This is a genomic window from Sulfuricurvum sp. (assembly GCF_028710345.1).
Classification (GTDB): domain Bacteria; phylum Campylobacterota; class Campylobacteria; order Campylobacterales; family Sulfurimonadaceae; genus Sulfuricurvum.
Window position 1 is genome coordinate 312,079 of record NZ_JAQTUH010000002.1, and the last position, 13,860, is coordinate 325,938.

Below are 13,860 nucleotides of genomic sequence, written 5' to 3' on the forward strand. Positions count from 1 at the left end.
CGATGTTTCGGTTACTCATTTTATCCCTAGTTTTTATAGGGGTTTATGCTTTTGCGGAGCCGAAGTTTCCTGAACTCACGGGTCGGGTTGTCGATGAAGCGGGACTGCTTTCCAAAGCACAGGAACAGTCTCTCGCCGATATGTCGGGGACGATTGAACGTGACAGCACCGTACAGGTGGTGGTCGTTACTCTCAAATCACTCGATGGGTATGATATCGCTGAGTATGGCTATCAACTCGCCCGTTATTGGAAAGTGGGGCAGAGAGACGAAGACAACGGTATTTTAATCATGATTGCTCCGAAAGATCGAAAAGTACGGATTGAAATCGGTTATGGGTTGGAAGCGTTTATCACCGATGCCGAAGCGTATGAGATGATCCAATCAAAAATGCTCCCCCGTTTTAAAGAGAAAGATGTTTACAGCGGGATACGTGACACTATCGATGCCATCGGGACGATTGTTTCAAAAGAGTATCAGCATGATTACGGTGCTTATAAACCTGTACACATGAATACTTTTTATATTGTTGCTATTGCTTTGATTCCGTTTTTACTGATAGTATTTTTGGCGGGAACGTATTATTTTTCAAAACAAGTAACCATTGCTTTTAAATTGGTTGTTTCTGTCATTATTGGTGGAATAGCCGGATTCTTGGTATGGGCGTTTAGTCATATCATTATTATCAGTGGTATTGTTGCTCTGATTGTTGCGATAATTGCCTATTATTCCGATAAAAATACCGATTATGGGTCACTTATTACTGATTTAGGGGATAGTGCTGGCAATATAGGAAGCGGAGATTCCTTCGAGATATTTAGCGGTGGCGGTGGCGATTTCGGCGGAGCGGGTGCGAGTGCCGACATCGGAAGTGTATTGGATGGATTGGGGAGCTTATGAAACAGTTGAATGAAACGTTAAAAAATCAGATCAAAGAGGCAATTCAAAACGCCGAGAAAAACAGTTCTTGCGAATTTGTCGCGATTATTACCCAAAAAAGTAGCGATTATGGGATATATCCTTTTTTCGTATCGGCGTTGAGTGCGTTGTTGATTCCTCATTTGATGCTGTGGCTCACTGATTGGCTCACATTGGGGGATATTTTTCGCTTACAGATAGTGTTATTTATTGTATTGCTGATCGTAACCCGTTTGCCCCTCATCTCCAAACAGTTAGTGCCAAATGTCGTGATGCGACGGCAAGCAACGCTCGTAGCGCAGGAGAGTTTTCGTAAATTCGGTTTGTATCGTACCACGGAACGGCGCGCTATTTTGTTTTTTGTCTCAATCGATGAGGGGTATGTCGAGATACTCACCGATATCGGGATCGATGCGAAAATCTCTTCTGAGAAATGGCAACCGATTTTAGAAAAATTTCGTCATCGTTTGCATACGAAAAGTGTTGGGGAAGGGTACCTTGAAGCTATAAAAGAGTGCGCTGAAATTTTAGCATGCGAATTCCCCGCCGAAGAGGGAGATATTGACGAGTTGCCGAACGAGTTGATCGTAGAAACTTCTAATTAATTTGTTATTTGTTTAATCTTCTCAATCCACGGATACCCTAAAAATCCCTTATGGAGATAGACTGTAATGTGATCATTTTCATTATATTGATGATAGAGGGTTGAATCGACTTGGATACGGTGTTGCATAGGCTGATTATTCCATCCGTAGAGATTTAGAAAATAGGTAGTTGATCTTTTGCGTCCGCTGTGCATCTCCTTTGAGGTAATGGAGGAAGCAAAGGTAGTTGCATCAGAAGTATCGAGATAGACATTGACCTCTTTAATCTCTACCAATGCGCTGAGAAATAATCCTAAAGACCCTAATGTGAATAGCTCAAACAACACCGGAGAGAAACGGGAGCTTTGACGCAGATATTTGTAAACGATAGCGATGATGGCAATGAGAGAGATTATTGTGACTGCAATACCCATAGGGAGGATACTATAAGAATCACTCAGTTGAGGGAAGGTTAGATAGTTATTATGTTCAAAATAGAGCATCATTCCGCCATTAACGATGAGTGCAACGATTAGAGTGTGAAATACAAAAGCGATCTTTCCTGAATGTTCACGATAGATAGGATCGTGTGGAGTTGCTTTGGAGGGGAGATGCTCTATAGCTTGTTCCATCAAGGGGACGATGGTTTTAAATAACCCTTTTGCCTGATCATCGGTGAGGGTCTCCGTTGTATTTTTGGTTTTTAAAAGAAACCGACCGTCAAAACACTCTATTTTTTCTACTTTAATACCTTTTTCATGATGAGACCAGAATAGGGAATAAAGAGCATCTCTCAAAGAGTTATTATTGCTTAATTCGTTGCAGAGCCATTCATCATCGGAGATGATATAGATAGTCTCATCAAATCGACTGTCTCCACTTTGACATTCGGTGCTAAGTCCCAAAGATTTGAAAAAACGTTCAAACGGTGTTTCGAATTTGAGAGAGAAATCGTATCCATAGATGTTTTCAATCGAGACACTTATAGATACTATCGAATCATTTTTATTATGTTCAAGTGTATAATAATAGGTTGTCCCCTCGATCATTCCACTCATCAACTTTATATCTTCGAAATAGCCGTTATGTCTATCGCTATACTTTTTACGAAAGGTTGAAAACCATAGATAAATTCCTGCAATCATAACGATTAAAGCAATGCGGAGTTGTGGAATGTACATATATTCAGCACCAAAAATAAGTCCGGCGATAATAAAAGGGAAAAAAATGATGGATAAAGCAAGCAACGGTAGAGCCAAAAAACACCTCATTGGTTTAATAAAAGAATAATATATCATTTTTTTGATATATTAAGTAACAAAAAATAGGTGGTCGATTATGTATTTGATAGTTGAAACAGGATTATTTATATTTGCATTTTACCGTGGACGTGGATTGGAAGCTCTTATTGCTTTATTAATCTTTGTTGGAACAATATTCGGATTGACTGAGTTTGGATACGATCATAGCCTATTTATCCATCTAAGCGATATTTTGTTCATGGTAGCATTAGGGGTAATGGGACTTTTTCCGAAAAAAGAGAAACGCCCTCGATGTCCTCAATGTAATGAACTAGTCGATGAGAGTAAATTGAGCTGTGTATCATGTGGTTATGTTTTTGATGTGAATAAAGAGAGATCGGAAAAAATTACGGATAATGGGTATATCAAAACTGTGGTTATTAAATCTCCTAATGAATTTGAGAGTATTAAAAAATCGATTATCGAACAGTATGGAATAAAGGGCTATACGACAAAAGCAATAAATAAAGAGGACTCTTTGATGCTAAAAAATCCTGATATCTCTAATTCATATATTGTTGTTAAGCGAAATGGATATGAAGTAACGATAGAAGTGTTTAATGTCATTGAATAAACTGATTGTTTTGAATCAATCCCTCTCTTTAGCACTCAATTCTCGCGATAATTTTAAAAACAGCTCACCATAGCGTTCAAATTTCACCTCCCCGATACCGCTGATATTTAGCATTTCCCCTTTGGTAGTTGGCAGTTGTTCGGCGAGGTAGTAGAGGGTTTTGTCTCCGAATACGATGTAGGCGGGGATATGGTGCTCTTTGGCTATGCTAGCGCGGAGAGCTTTGAAATCTTCAAAATATTTTGGTGCGTTTAGATTATCCGTTTTAATTTTTACAGAGGATTTTTTAGGGGTGAGGCGCTCTTGACGGATTTGGACGCTCTGTTTACCTTTTAGGATATCCGCACCGCTCGCGGTGAGTTTTAACGCTTTGTATTCGTCGGGTTCGATGGCTCCGAGTTCGATAAGCCTTTTGGCGATGGTGCTCCATGTGCTCTTGCTCAGCTCTTTTCCGATCCCGAAAACGCTTAACTTGTCATGGGCATTAGAGAGGATTTTCTCTTTTTCATCTCCGCAAAGCACTTCTGAGATATAAGTGGCACCGAAACGTTCTCCTGTTTTATAGAGACAGGAGAGGAATTTTTGGGAGGGGACGGTGATGTCGGTTTTTGGACGGTCTGAGTCTTTGCAATTATCGCATCGATCACCACATGCTTCTACGTTGTCGCTGAAATAAGAGGCTATCAGTCGATGACGGCACTCTTCGGCAGTAGCGTAATCCATGGATGAACGGAGTTTAGCGAGGATCATTTCACGATATTGGGGGTCGCTTCCCTCGTCGATGAGTCTTTTTTTATTGTGAAAATCAGCCCCCGAATAAAAGAGTACCGCTTCGGAGTCGATCCCATCACGCCCCGCACGTCCAATCTCCTGATAGTAGTTCTCGATGGTTTTGGGTAATGAAGTGTGTATTACGAACCGAATATCCCCTTTGTCTATCCCCATTCCGAAAGCGACGGTGGCGACGATGATTTGAGTCTCGTCGTTTAGAAACGATTGATGGGTATCGTGTCGCAAAGAACCGCTCATCCCCGCATGATAGGCTAAACATTTAATCCCTTTTTTAGAGAGAAATTCTGCGAGTTCTTCGGTCTCTTTTCGTGAGAAGGCATAAACAATCCCGCTCTCTCCCTCATGCTCTTTTAAAATATTCATCAAATCATTGCGCCATCCGCTATCTCGTTCGCGAACGCTAATCGTGATGTTTTTACGCAGTACGGGAGCGCGGAGAATCAGAGGTTCATGTAGTCTTAGCTGGGAGAGGATATCTTCACGTACTTTTTGGGTAGCGGTGGCGGTGAAGGCGGCGATAGGGGTATGAGCGAATGAGGAGCGTAACTCGCCCAAACGTCGGTAATCGTCGCGGAACTCATGCCCCCATTCACTGATACAGTGTGCCTCGTCAATGACGAAAAAATTGATATCCAGCGTTGTGAGCCATGAGAGAAATGAGCCGTTTGCAAGGCGTTCGGGAGCAATGTAGAGGAGTTTTAAAATACCGTTTTTAGCTTTGGTAAATGCCTCTTGCTGTTCCTGCGACGATTGTGAAGAGGAGATCATTTCGGCTTCGATCCCAAGCTCTTTGAGAGCAATTACCTGATCGTGCATGAGGGCGATGAGGGGAGAGACGACAATTGTGATTCCTTCCATCAGGAGGGTAGGGAGCTGATAGCAGAGTGATTTCCCTCCTCCGGTAGGGAGTAACATCGCCAAATCACGTCCACTTAGGATTGCATCCACCGCCTCTTCTTGCATCTCTCTGAAATCGGAGAAACCAAAGGTATGTTTGAGGACTTTGTATTTTTCGCTAACGCTCAAGGTATTTGCCTTTAAAAAATTGTTTGTTTGATCATCTTTATTATACAATGGCTGATAAAATAGAGGATAAAAAGAGGGCAATATGCAATATTTTAGATATTTTTTCATTGTTTTAATGATGTCAGCTACAGTTGAAGGTGGGATAATTCGTGATTGGATAGATGCAAGATCTCTACAAAAAGAGTTACAGAGTAAAAAATTAACAGATATCTCTTACGGTTCAGACAAAAAACAGCGTCTTGATGTCTATCTTCCCTCATATTCTAAAAATGCTCCGGTAATCGTAATGGTACACGGTGGTGCATGGAAAACAGGAGATAAAAAGTCGGATAACGTTGTACAAAACAAAATGAACCGATGGGTATCCAAAGGGGCGATTTTTGTATCACTCAATTACCGATTAATCCCAAATGCATCTCCAACTCAGCAAGCTGAAGATGTGGCAACGGCACTAGCGTATGTGCAGACTCATGCCGCATAATGGGGTGGTGATCCACAAAAAATTGTTTTGATGGGACATTCGGCTGGTGCTCATTTGGTTTCGTTAATCTCCTCCAATCCTCATAAATATACTTTATTTGGTCTCAAGACATGGCTTGGTACGGTATCACTCGATACGGCGACGATGGATTTGGTACAGACAATGGAGAAAAAACATTATGACTTTTATGATGTGGCGTTTGGAAATGATAAAAATATTTGGATTCAAAATTCTCCTCTCTACCAGCTTGATCATTCGGCTGTACCAATGTTACTGATTTGTTCCAGTATACGTGATGATAAACCGTGTGAGAATTCTAAACCGTTTATCCAAAAAGGGATAAATATGGGTATTAGAATCGAGATGAATGAGCAGGCAATGAGTCATGGGGAAATTAACGATGAACTTGGTAAACCAAGCAGTTATACTGAGAGGGTAGAGCAGTTTATCCGTTCATTAGGAGTAAGTATATAATTGCCTTAGTGTGTAATATCGAAATCAAAAGAAGATAATGGGAGTAGTAATAACGCACCTAGTGCATGGATAATCTCTACATCATCATCGTATAGTGTCCCCTCACTGCTTAATACTGCAATCGATTGTTCGAGAATCAGCGTACGGATAGCCGTTGAGGCTTGGCGGATATCATTCAGAGTTTTATTGAGTAAGTCATGTGAAATATTTGCTTTGTAAGTGAGTGTTGGGAGAGCGAGAGAAATTCTGAGTGTTTCTATTGATTTATTAATACGTTTTTCATCGCTAAACTGAGTATAAATCAGTAGTGAAAAAAGTGTAGTAACAGAATCTTCTAGCTCTTCTATTTTTTTATAACGCTCTTTTGGCACTTTAGTCAAGCCAAACTCACGATCTAACGGTGTTATTACAATCGCATGGAGTGACCATTCCCATAGTGAAACCACATTATCCATGTCGATCAAGTCGATAACCATTTGACGAAAAACATTATATTGTTGTTTGGACATCATCCGAAGTGAGGGAAGTGAGAGGTTGAGTAGATCAAGATGGGCACTTCGGGGAAGTTCGAACATCTCTTTGTAGGTGTTTTGGATATTTTTATACATCATCGGTGAACTGTTTTCAAGATATTCTTGCTGTTTGAGGAGGGTAGCTTTCTCTGCACTTAGGAGGAGTGCTAAGACAATCCATTGAGCACTCAGGGCATTCGCACTCATAGTATGTAAAGAATTAGGGAGAGCATCCAGTCGAGTTCGGATAGTGCTGATATTTTGATTACCCGGTTGTTGGGCGATACGTGAGAGGGTGTCAAAAGCTATGGGGCTTGTCAATGTTGACGCAATGTTCTCATGCTCAGAAAGTGACGACTCAGGGGTGCTTGAAGAAACTTTTGGTTTTGAAGATGACTTTTCAGGTGTAAACTCTCCATTCCACGAGGGGTCTATTCGGCGTATACGATCTTCGAGTCGTGGGTGTGTTGAGAACAGATGATCCCAAAAATTGGAGATACCATCGGCAAAAAAGAGGTGAGCATAAGTTCCGCCGGCGGAGGATTGGATAGATGAGCCTTGGGCATTGGCTCCGATTTTAATCAAAGCATTGGCAAGCCCTTTGGGATATCGGGTGTATTGAACGGCGGAGGCATCTGCGAGGTACTCTCTTTGTCGTGAAATCATCGCTTTTATCCATTCGCCGATAATCGTACCAATCCATCCTAAAATCATTAACCCTAACCCCAAAAGGTAGAGGGCGACAATAGGATCTCCTTTTTTAGAATCAGAACTGCTAGAGGAGTAGTGACCAACACGTGATTCATGAAGAGCTTCGAGTAAAAAGCGACCGATTGCTCCGATAAATACAATGCCGGAAACCATGCCGATGAGGTGAAGGTTGAGACGCATATCACCATTAAAAATATGGCTATATTCATGGGCTATAACCCCTTGCAACTCTTCACGATTGAGTTGGTCTAATGCCCCTTGTGTCACACCGATAACCGCATCATCGTAGTTAAATCCGGCAGCGAAAGCGTTGATACCGCTATCGGGGAGAAGATAAACATTTGGCGGGGAAATTCCGGATGCTATCGCCATCTCTTCGACAACGTTCAAAAGGATGCGGTGCGATTTATCATGCGATAAGGGGGTAATGAGTTTACCTCGAAGTGAGAGGGCAATCACTTTTCCCCCCTCTTTAAGGGTAAAAAATTGGAAAAGACTGGCTACAAATACGATAAATGCGATAGTAATAAAAAGACGCATAAATGCATCGCTATTAAATGTACTAAACGCAATGCTATTATAAAAATAATAGTGATAGACCCCCATCACCAATAAACTGACACTCGTTGTAAAGAGGGCGAGACCGATTAAAAAGATAATGACGAGGTAGGTTGTAGAACTCTTGGCCTGTTTTTGTGCATCAAAAAAATTCATGTCGAACCGTTAAAATGCCATTTTAGGGGAATTTTGAATCTCTTTCGCATCATTAAACTCTATCATGGTGGCATCACTAGTATGACCGAATAATGAAGCAAAGAGAGTTTGAGGAAAGGATTGGCGATAGATATTGTATTCCATGACCGAATCATTATAAAATTGTCGCGCAAAAGCAATTTTATTTTCGGTGGTAGAGAGCTCTTCTTGGAGGTTTTGCATTGCCGTATCGGCTTTGATTTGAGGGTAGCTTTCCATGACCATGTTAAAGTTAGAGATTGCCCCGCGTAGTTTGTTTTCCGCTTCAGAAATATGACGGATAGCGGTAGAATCGGATGGGTTTTTCTGTGCTTCGTTTAAGTGTACAGAAGCATTATTGCGTGCAGCAATCACACGCTCTAATGTACTTTTTTCATGTTCCATGTAGTGTTTTGCCACTTCGACTAGATTGGGGATAAGATCGTAACGACGTTTTAGCTGTACATCGATTTGTGAAAAGGCATTAACGTATCTATTTTTGGTATATACAAGACGGTTAAAAATTGAGATAATATAAAAAATTAGACCAAAAATGGCTATTCCAACGACGTAATTACCCATATAATATTCTCCTGCATAATTGATAATTGTTAGTATACAAAAAAATATTATATTTTGGTAGTTTAAATGATTGAAGTTAGAATAATTTATTCAAGATAGAAAAAACTGTACACTTCCGTTTGATATTAAGAGTACAGGATAATTATGACCACTTTAATCGATCATCTCAGCCAAAAAACAAAAATAACTCCCAATAATGTGACCAATATTTTAAAGCTCCTTGAAGAGGGGTCTACCATCCCTTTTATCGCCCGCTACCGAAAAGAGATGAGTGGAGGTGCAACCGATGAGCAACTGCGAGAGTTTGAGGAGATCTATCTTTACAGTAAAAAACTCTTTGATCGCAAAGAGGAGGTGCTACGACTGATTAGTGAGCGGGGGCATTTGAATGGTGAGGTACAATCTCGTCTTGTTGCGGCAGAAACATTGCAAGAGGTTGAAGATATTTATCGCCCTTTTAAAGAGAAAAAAAATACCAGAGCCGGTACTGCAATAGCGGCAGGATTAGAACCGTTGGCTAATCTACTGGAGAGTGGGCGATTAGAGAAGGGTGAGTTTATAGCAAAAGCATCAAGCTTCGTAAAAGGTTCTGTTGCCTCGGTTGAGGATGCGGTGCAAGGGGCAAAAGATATTTTAGCCGAGCGTTACAGTGATGATCCGCGTGAACGAAACCACTGGCGTCGTCAGATGTTAGAGTACTCTTCGTTTGAGATAAAAGGGGCAAAAGGGCTTAAAGAAGATGGCCTTTATGCCAAGCTCTCAGGTAAAAGTGAGAGGATTTCCTCTATCCCATCTCACCGTTATCTTGCACTTATGCGTGGTGTTACAGAAAAAGAGTTGAGTGTTAAAATATCTATCGAGATGGAGAGGGTCATACAGTCGATTGAACGTTTTAGAGTTCCAAAGGGTGCTAAAAGTTCAGCAGAACTGTTGATGGAAGCGTACAGTGATGGATTTAAACGGTTATTATTCCCCTCTTTAGAGAGGGAAGTGCATGCTTTGATTAAAGAGCGCTCTGATGCTCAAGCGATAGCCACGTTCGGCAAAAATCTTTCTCAACTCCTAATTATCCCTCCCGTGACTAAAAAAGTGATTTTAGGGGTCGATCCGGCGTATCGTACTGGGTGTAAACTTGCCGTTGTGGATGAAAACGGTACATACGTGACCCATGCAGTCATCTATCCAACTCCACCTCAAAGTGATTATGAAAAATCGGCGAAAACAATCAAAGATTTTGTTCAACGTTACCGTATCGATGCCGTTGCTATCGGTAATGGAACCGGTTCGCGAGAGACACAGGAATTTTTTGCACGGCTCAATCGCGATGAGGGGATGAATATCGCTTATACGGTTGTTTCCGAAGCGGGGGCATCGGTCTATTCGGCTTCCAAAATTGCTCAAGAGGAGTATCCACAGCTCGATGTGACGATACGCGGAGCCATCTCGATTGCACAGCGTTTGCGCGATCCAATGGCGGCATTGGTGAAAATCGATCCAAAATCGCTCGGTATCGGTCAATATCAACACGATGTCGATCAAAAATTATTGGAAAAGAAGTTGGGCGATGTGACGGAAGATTTGGTGAATCGTGTCGGGGTTGATCCCAACAGTGCCTCTGCATCACTTCTCTCCCATGTCTCCGGAGTCGGGAATAAAGTGGCAAAAGCCATTATCGAGTACCGAGAGAAAAGCGGTGTTTTTAAAAGCAAAGGGGAATTGTTAAGTGTAAAAGGGTTGGGGGCTAAAGCGTATGAGCAGTGTGCGGGATTTTTTCGAATACGGGAAGGGAAAAGCCTTCTTGACAACACGGGCGTCCACCCTGAGAGCTATGAGATAGCAAACATCTTATTAAAACGATACCCCCTCTCTTCGATTAGAGAGGAGGATATTTCTACTATTGCGATAGAATTGGGAGTGGGTGAAATAACGCTTCGTGATATGATTACGGAACTACGAAAACCGGGGTTTGATCCCCGCGAGAGTTTGCCGCCGATTATGTTTCGTTCCGACCTCACCGATATCAAAGAGCTTCGTGAAGGATCTATTGTCTCAGGAGTTGTCCGAAATATTGCCGATTTTGGAGCATTTGTCGATATCGGACTCAAAAACGATGGATTAATCCATATCTCACAAATGTCAGACAAACGGATATCGCACCCGCTCGAAGTGCTTAGTATCAATCAGCAACTCACCACTATCCGTGTCGTCGAGGTAGATGTTGCAAAAGGGAAAGTGGGATTGAGTCTAAAAGAAGTGTAGAATCGTAATTTTATAACTGTTATATATAATTATTTTAAACAATATAAATGTTATATAAGTGTAACTATTGTATTGTATTTAAAATATTTTTGGAAATCTGAATGAAGTTAAGTTTGAGTATTGTATCGAGTGTAGTGAGTATTGCTTTTTTATTTAGTGGTTGTTCTATCCATATAATAAAAGATAAATCGCCGGTGGTCGTTCCGATTCCGAAAGAACCAGAGCCTATTATTGAAACTCCAACAGTGGTTGAAATACCAGTAATGATTGAAAAAAAAGATGAAATAGATATACCAAAAAAACAAATTACAAAAAAACAAGTACCCAATAAAAAAGTAACTAAAAAAGATGAAACCAATGAAGAATCCGAAGTTACTACGACAGTAATTGAAAATTTAAATCAAAAAATGAGCGAAAATAAAACTCGTGAAGTTCGAGAAATTCTTAAAGAGAACCCTAAAGCAATCGAAGCAGTAGGAAATTCTTCTAATAAATTGTTTTATATCGGTCCAAGCGGGTGGAGAGTTATCGATATTATTGAAGGGTTTCGAAATAAAAAACTGCAAGAAAAACTTGTTGTAGCCCATATCAAAGAGTCAAAAATCCCTTATAAAGTTTATACGTATGAAGAGATACAAATCCTCTTAAAAAATAAAATTCCCTATAAAGTAATTAATGCGATGATGATTGTGTCACGGTAGTCATGTTGTCTTTAGCATGGCTCTCATCAAAACTCTCAGACGGACGGATTGCGTGTGAAGCGTGTTCTCAGCACTGCAAGCTCTCCGAGGGTGAATACGGCATTTGCGGTATCCGCAAAGTCGAAAACGGTGAGCTTTATCTCCTCACTTACGGTCTTGCGGCGGCGGTGAATGTTGACCCCATCGAGAAAAAACCGATGTTTCATTTTTTACCCGATTCGAGCGTCTTTTCGTTCGGTACGCTCGGGTGCAATTTCTCCTGCACGTTTTGTCAAAATGCCGATATTTCCCAATACCCTAAAGAACATCATCATGAAATCATCGGACGTCCACTCTCACCGAAAGATGCCGTAGCATTGGCACTCGAACACGGATGCAAAAGCATCGCTTACACCTACAACGAGCCGGTCGTTTTTTTCGAGTATACCTATGACACCGCAAAACTTGCTCACGAAGCGGGGTTGAAAAATATCTACGTCACCAGCGGCTATGAGACCCATAAGGCGCTCGATTTGATAGCGCCGTATCTGGATGGTATGAATATCGATATTAAATCCTATAGTCAATCATTTTACAAAAATATTTGCGGAGCCTCGCTCAAGCCCGTGTTAGATACGATTGAATATGCCCACAAAAAAGGGATATGGATTGAGACGACGACACTCCTGATTCCAGGGCTGAACGATTCGGAGGATGAGATACGCTCCATTGCAGAGTTTCAAGCCTCGCTTGATCCTTCGATGCCGTGGCATATCAGTGCCTTTCATCCGATGTACAAAATGAGCGATGTTCCCCGAACCCCCGCTTCAACGCTTAAACGTGCTTATGAGATCGGAAAAGAAGCAGGGCTGAAATACGTCTATGTCGGAAATATCGATGATGAGTCACGTGAATCGACCTATTGCCCGACATGTCATAAAGTGGTTATTGAGCGTCACGGTCATATCGGTCAGTATGTCACCAACCGTCTCGATAATTTGAATATGTGCCCCAATTGTGGTACCTCTATCGAAGGGATTTGGGACTAGGCTAAAATAGAGAGAAACTATAATTCTCAAAAACGTCGTAAACTCAGTGTTAATGATGATGAGAATGTTCTAATACCTCTTTGACCTCTTCGGGTGTTGCTTCATGGATATCTAAAACTGTCCCCTCAAAAATCATATCGATACCGGCAAGTGGATGGTTTCCATCGAGAGTAGCATGGGTATCGGTAATCTCTGTAACGGTGTAAATAACGATATCTTCCGGTGATTCATCGAGATAACCGTCTATCTCCATCCCAACTTCGAGTTCTTCCGGTAATTCATCCAGCTCTTCAGTAATGACACGTTCATGGTCGTATGGACCGAATGCATTATCAGCTGACAAAAAGACTTTGAACGTATCCCCGATACTTTTTCCTTCCAACGCTTCTTCAACAGCTTTAAATATATGACCGTAATTACCTTGGAGATAGATTAGCGGTTCCTCTTCCTCATGGAGCAGATTTCCCTCCGTATCGTTGATATGGTAGTCGATAGTGACGATACAGTCTTTGGTGATAGTCATGGGGAATCCTTAGTTTATGAATTTTATATTAACTGACGTTATATCAAAAATACGATAAGCAAAACATTAAGTTAATCTACGTGATACTTTCATCAACCGCAGACATTCACATTATATTTAAAGGAATGTCATGAAAACCAGTGCACGTAATGAGCTTAAAGGCTCAATTAGCGAAATCAAAAAAGGTCAAATCAACAGTGAAGTAGTTCTCTCTATCGGTGGGGGAGTGGTCATCAAATCGGTGATTACCAATGAATCGGTTGATGAGATGGAACTTAGTGTGGGTGATACCGCTTATGCGATTATTAAAGCTCCGTTTGTAATGGTCGCCAAAGATAAACCGACGAACATCAGTACCCGTAACATCATCGAAACTAAAGTAACGGAAGTAAAAAATGGATTGGTTAACAGTGAGCTTAAACTTGCTATGGGTGACCAAACATTGACTGCTGTTATTACTGAAGATGCGGTAGAAGATTTGAGCTTCTCTGTAGGCGATACAGTATACGCTCTTATCAAAGCCAACTTTATTATCCTCGCTAAATAACTTCTCTTTTCTCGGGCTTTGCCCGAAAATTCTATTTTTTCTATATTTTAAAATAATTTTACATTTTTTTAAGAAAATTACCCTATAATTACGTTATATCAACAAAGACATAACGA

The 13,860-nt window shown here is 41.1% G+C and carries 13 protein-coding genes and 1 pseudogene; 9 read left to right on the top strand and 5 right to left on the bottom strand.

Annotated features, from left to right (window positions below; translation table 11 throughout):
• Nucleotides 1–2 precede the first annotated feature (2 nt).
• Nucleotides 3–899 (top strand): TPM domain-containing protein, encoded by an 897-nt coding sequence (locus PHC76_RS04070; RefSeq protein ID WP_299971154.1) that lies wholly within the window; start codon nt 3–5, stop codon nt 897–899.
• Nucleotides 896–1,522, top strand: coding sequence for a TPM domain-containing protein (locus tag PHC76_RS04075; RefSeq protein WP_299971152.1), 627 nt, complete (start codon nt 896–898; stop codon nt 1,520–1,522). The genes PHC76_RS04070 and PHC76_RS04075 overlap by 4 nt, the downstream gene beginning before the upstream one ends.
• On the opposite strand, the gene PHC76_RS04080 is transcribed toward PHC76_RS04075, so the two are convergent.
• Complete coding sequence (locus tag PHC76_RS04080; RefSeq protein ID WP_300209809.1) at nt 1,519–2,760, bottom strand: hypothetical protein; 1,242 nt, start codon at nt 2,758–2,760, stop codon at nt 1,519–1,521. The genes PHC76_RS04075 and PHC76_RS04080 overlap by 4 nt on opposite strands.
• Nucleotides 2,761–2,839: 79 nt before the next feature.
• Here PHC76_RS04080 and PHC76_RS04085 point away from each other — a divergent pair, with 79 nt between their 5' ends.
• Nucleotides 2,840–3,376: a hypothetical protein gene (locus PHC76_RS04085; protein ID WP_300209811.1), complete on the top strand. Its 537-nt coding sequence runs from the start codon at nt 2,840–2,842 to the stop codon at nt 3,374–3,376.
• A 15-nt stretch (nt 3,377–3,391) separates the two neighbouring features.
• Here the strand turns inward: PHC76_RS04085 and recQ are convergent, their stop codons facing one another.
• Entirely contained in the window at nt 3,392–5,194 is a 1,803-nt protein-coding gene (recQ, locus tag PHC76_RS04090; RefSeq protein ID WP_300209813.1) for a DNA helicase RecQ, read from the bottom strand.
• A gap of 82 nt (nt 5,195–5,276) precedes the next feature.
• Between recQ and PHC76_RS14905 the strand changes: the two genes are divergently transcribed.
• Complete coding sequence (locus PHC76_RS14905; RefSeq protein WP_366519974.1) at nt 5,277–5,675, top strand: alpha/beta hydrolase; 399 nt, start codon at nt 5,277–5,279, stop codon at nt 5,673–5,675.
• Between the two features lie 15 nt (nt 5,676–5,690).
• A pseudogene (locus PHC76_RS14910) lies at nt 5,691–6,149 on the top strand (hypothetical protein); the annotation flags it as partial.
• Nucleotides 6,150–6,154: 5 nt separating this feature from the next.
• Here the strand turns inward: PHC76_RS14910 and PHC76_RS04100 are convergent.
• Entirely contained in the window at nt 6,155–8,086 is a 1,932-nt protein-coding gene (locus PHC76_RS04100; protein ID WP_299974599.1) for a M48 family metallopeptidase, read from the bottom strand.
• A gap of 9 nt (nt 8,087–8,095) precedes the next feature.
• Nucleotides 8,096–8,686: a LemA family protein gene (locus PHC76_RS04105; RefSeq protein ID WP_299974602.1), complete on the bottom strand. Its 591-nt coding sequence runs from the start codon at nt 8,684–8,686 to the stop codon at nt 8,096–8,098.
• 144 nt (nt 8,687–8,830) lie between these two features.
• Here PHC76_RS04105 and PHC76_RS04110 point away from each other — a divergent pair, with 144 nt between their 5' ends.
• From PHC76_RS04110 to amrS, 3 genes are all read left to right on the top strand, one after another.
• Nucleotides 8,831–10,945, top strand: coding sequence for a Tex-like N-terminal domain-containing protein (locus tag PHC76_RS04110; protein WP_299974605.1), 2,115 nt, complete (start codon nt 8,831–8,833; stop codon nt 10,943–10,945).
• Nucleotides 10,946–11,046: 101 nt separating this feature from the next.
• Nucleotides 11,047–11,646: a hypothetical protein gene (locus PHC76_RS04115; protein WP_299974608.1), complete on the top strand. Its 600-nt coding sequence runs from the start codon at nt 11,047–11,049 to the stop codon at nt 11,644–11,646.
• Nucleotides 11,647–11,648: 2 nt separating this feature from the next.
• Nucleotides 11,649–12,674, top strand: a complete 1,026-nt coding sequence (gene amrS, locus PHC76_RS04120) for an AmmeMemoRadiSam system radical SAM enzyme (protein ID WP_299974611.1) — start codon at nt 11,649–11,651, stop codon at nt 12,672–12,674.
• A gap of 49 nt (nt 12,675–12,723) precedes the next feature.
• Here the strand turns inward: amrS and PHC76_RS04125 are convergent, their stop codons facing one another.
• Nucleotides 12,724–13,197, bottom strand: coding sequence for a peptidylprolyl isomerase (locus PHC76_RS04125; RefSeq protein WP_299974614.1), 474 nt, complete (start codon nt 13,195–13,197; stop codon nt 12,724–12,726).
• Nucleotides 13,198–13,327: 130 nt separating this feature from the next.
• Between PHC76_RS04125 and PHC76_RS04130 the strand changes: the two genes are divergently transcribed.
• Nucleotides 13,328–13,744 (top strand): TOBE domain-containing protein, encoded by a 417-nt coding sequence (locus PHC76_RS04130; RefSeq protein WP_299974616.1) that lies wholly within the window; start codon nt 13,328–13,330, stop codon nt 13,742–13,744.
• The last annotated feature ends 116 nt before the right edge of the window (nt 13,745–13,860 follow it).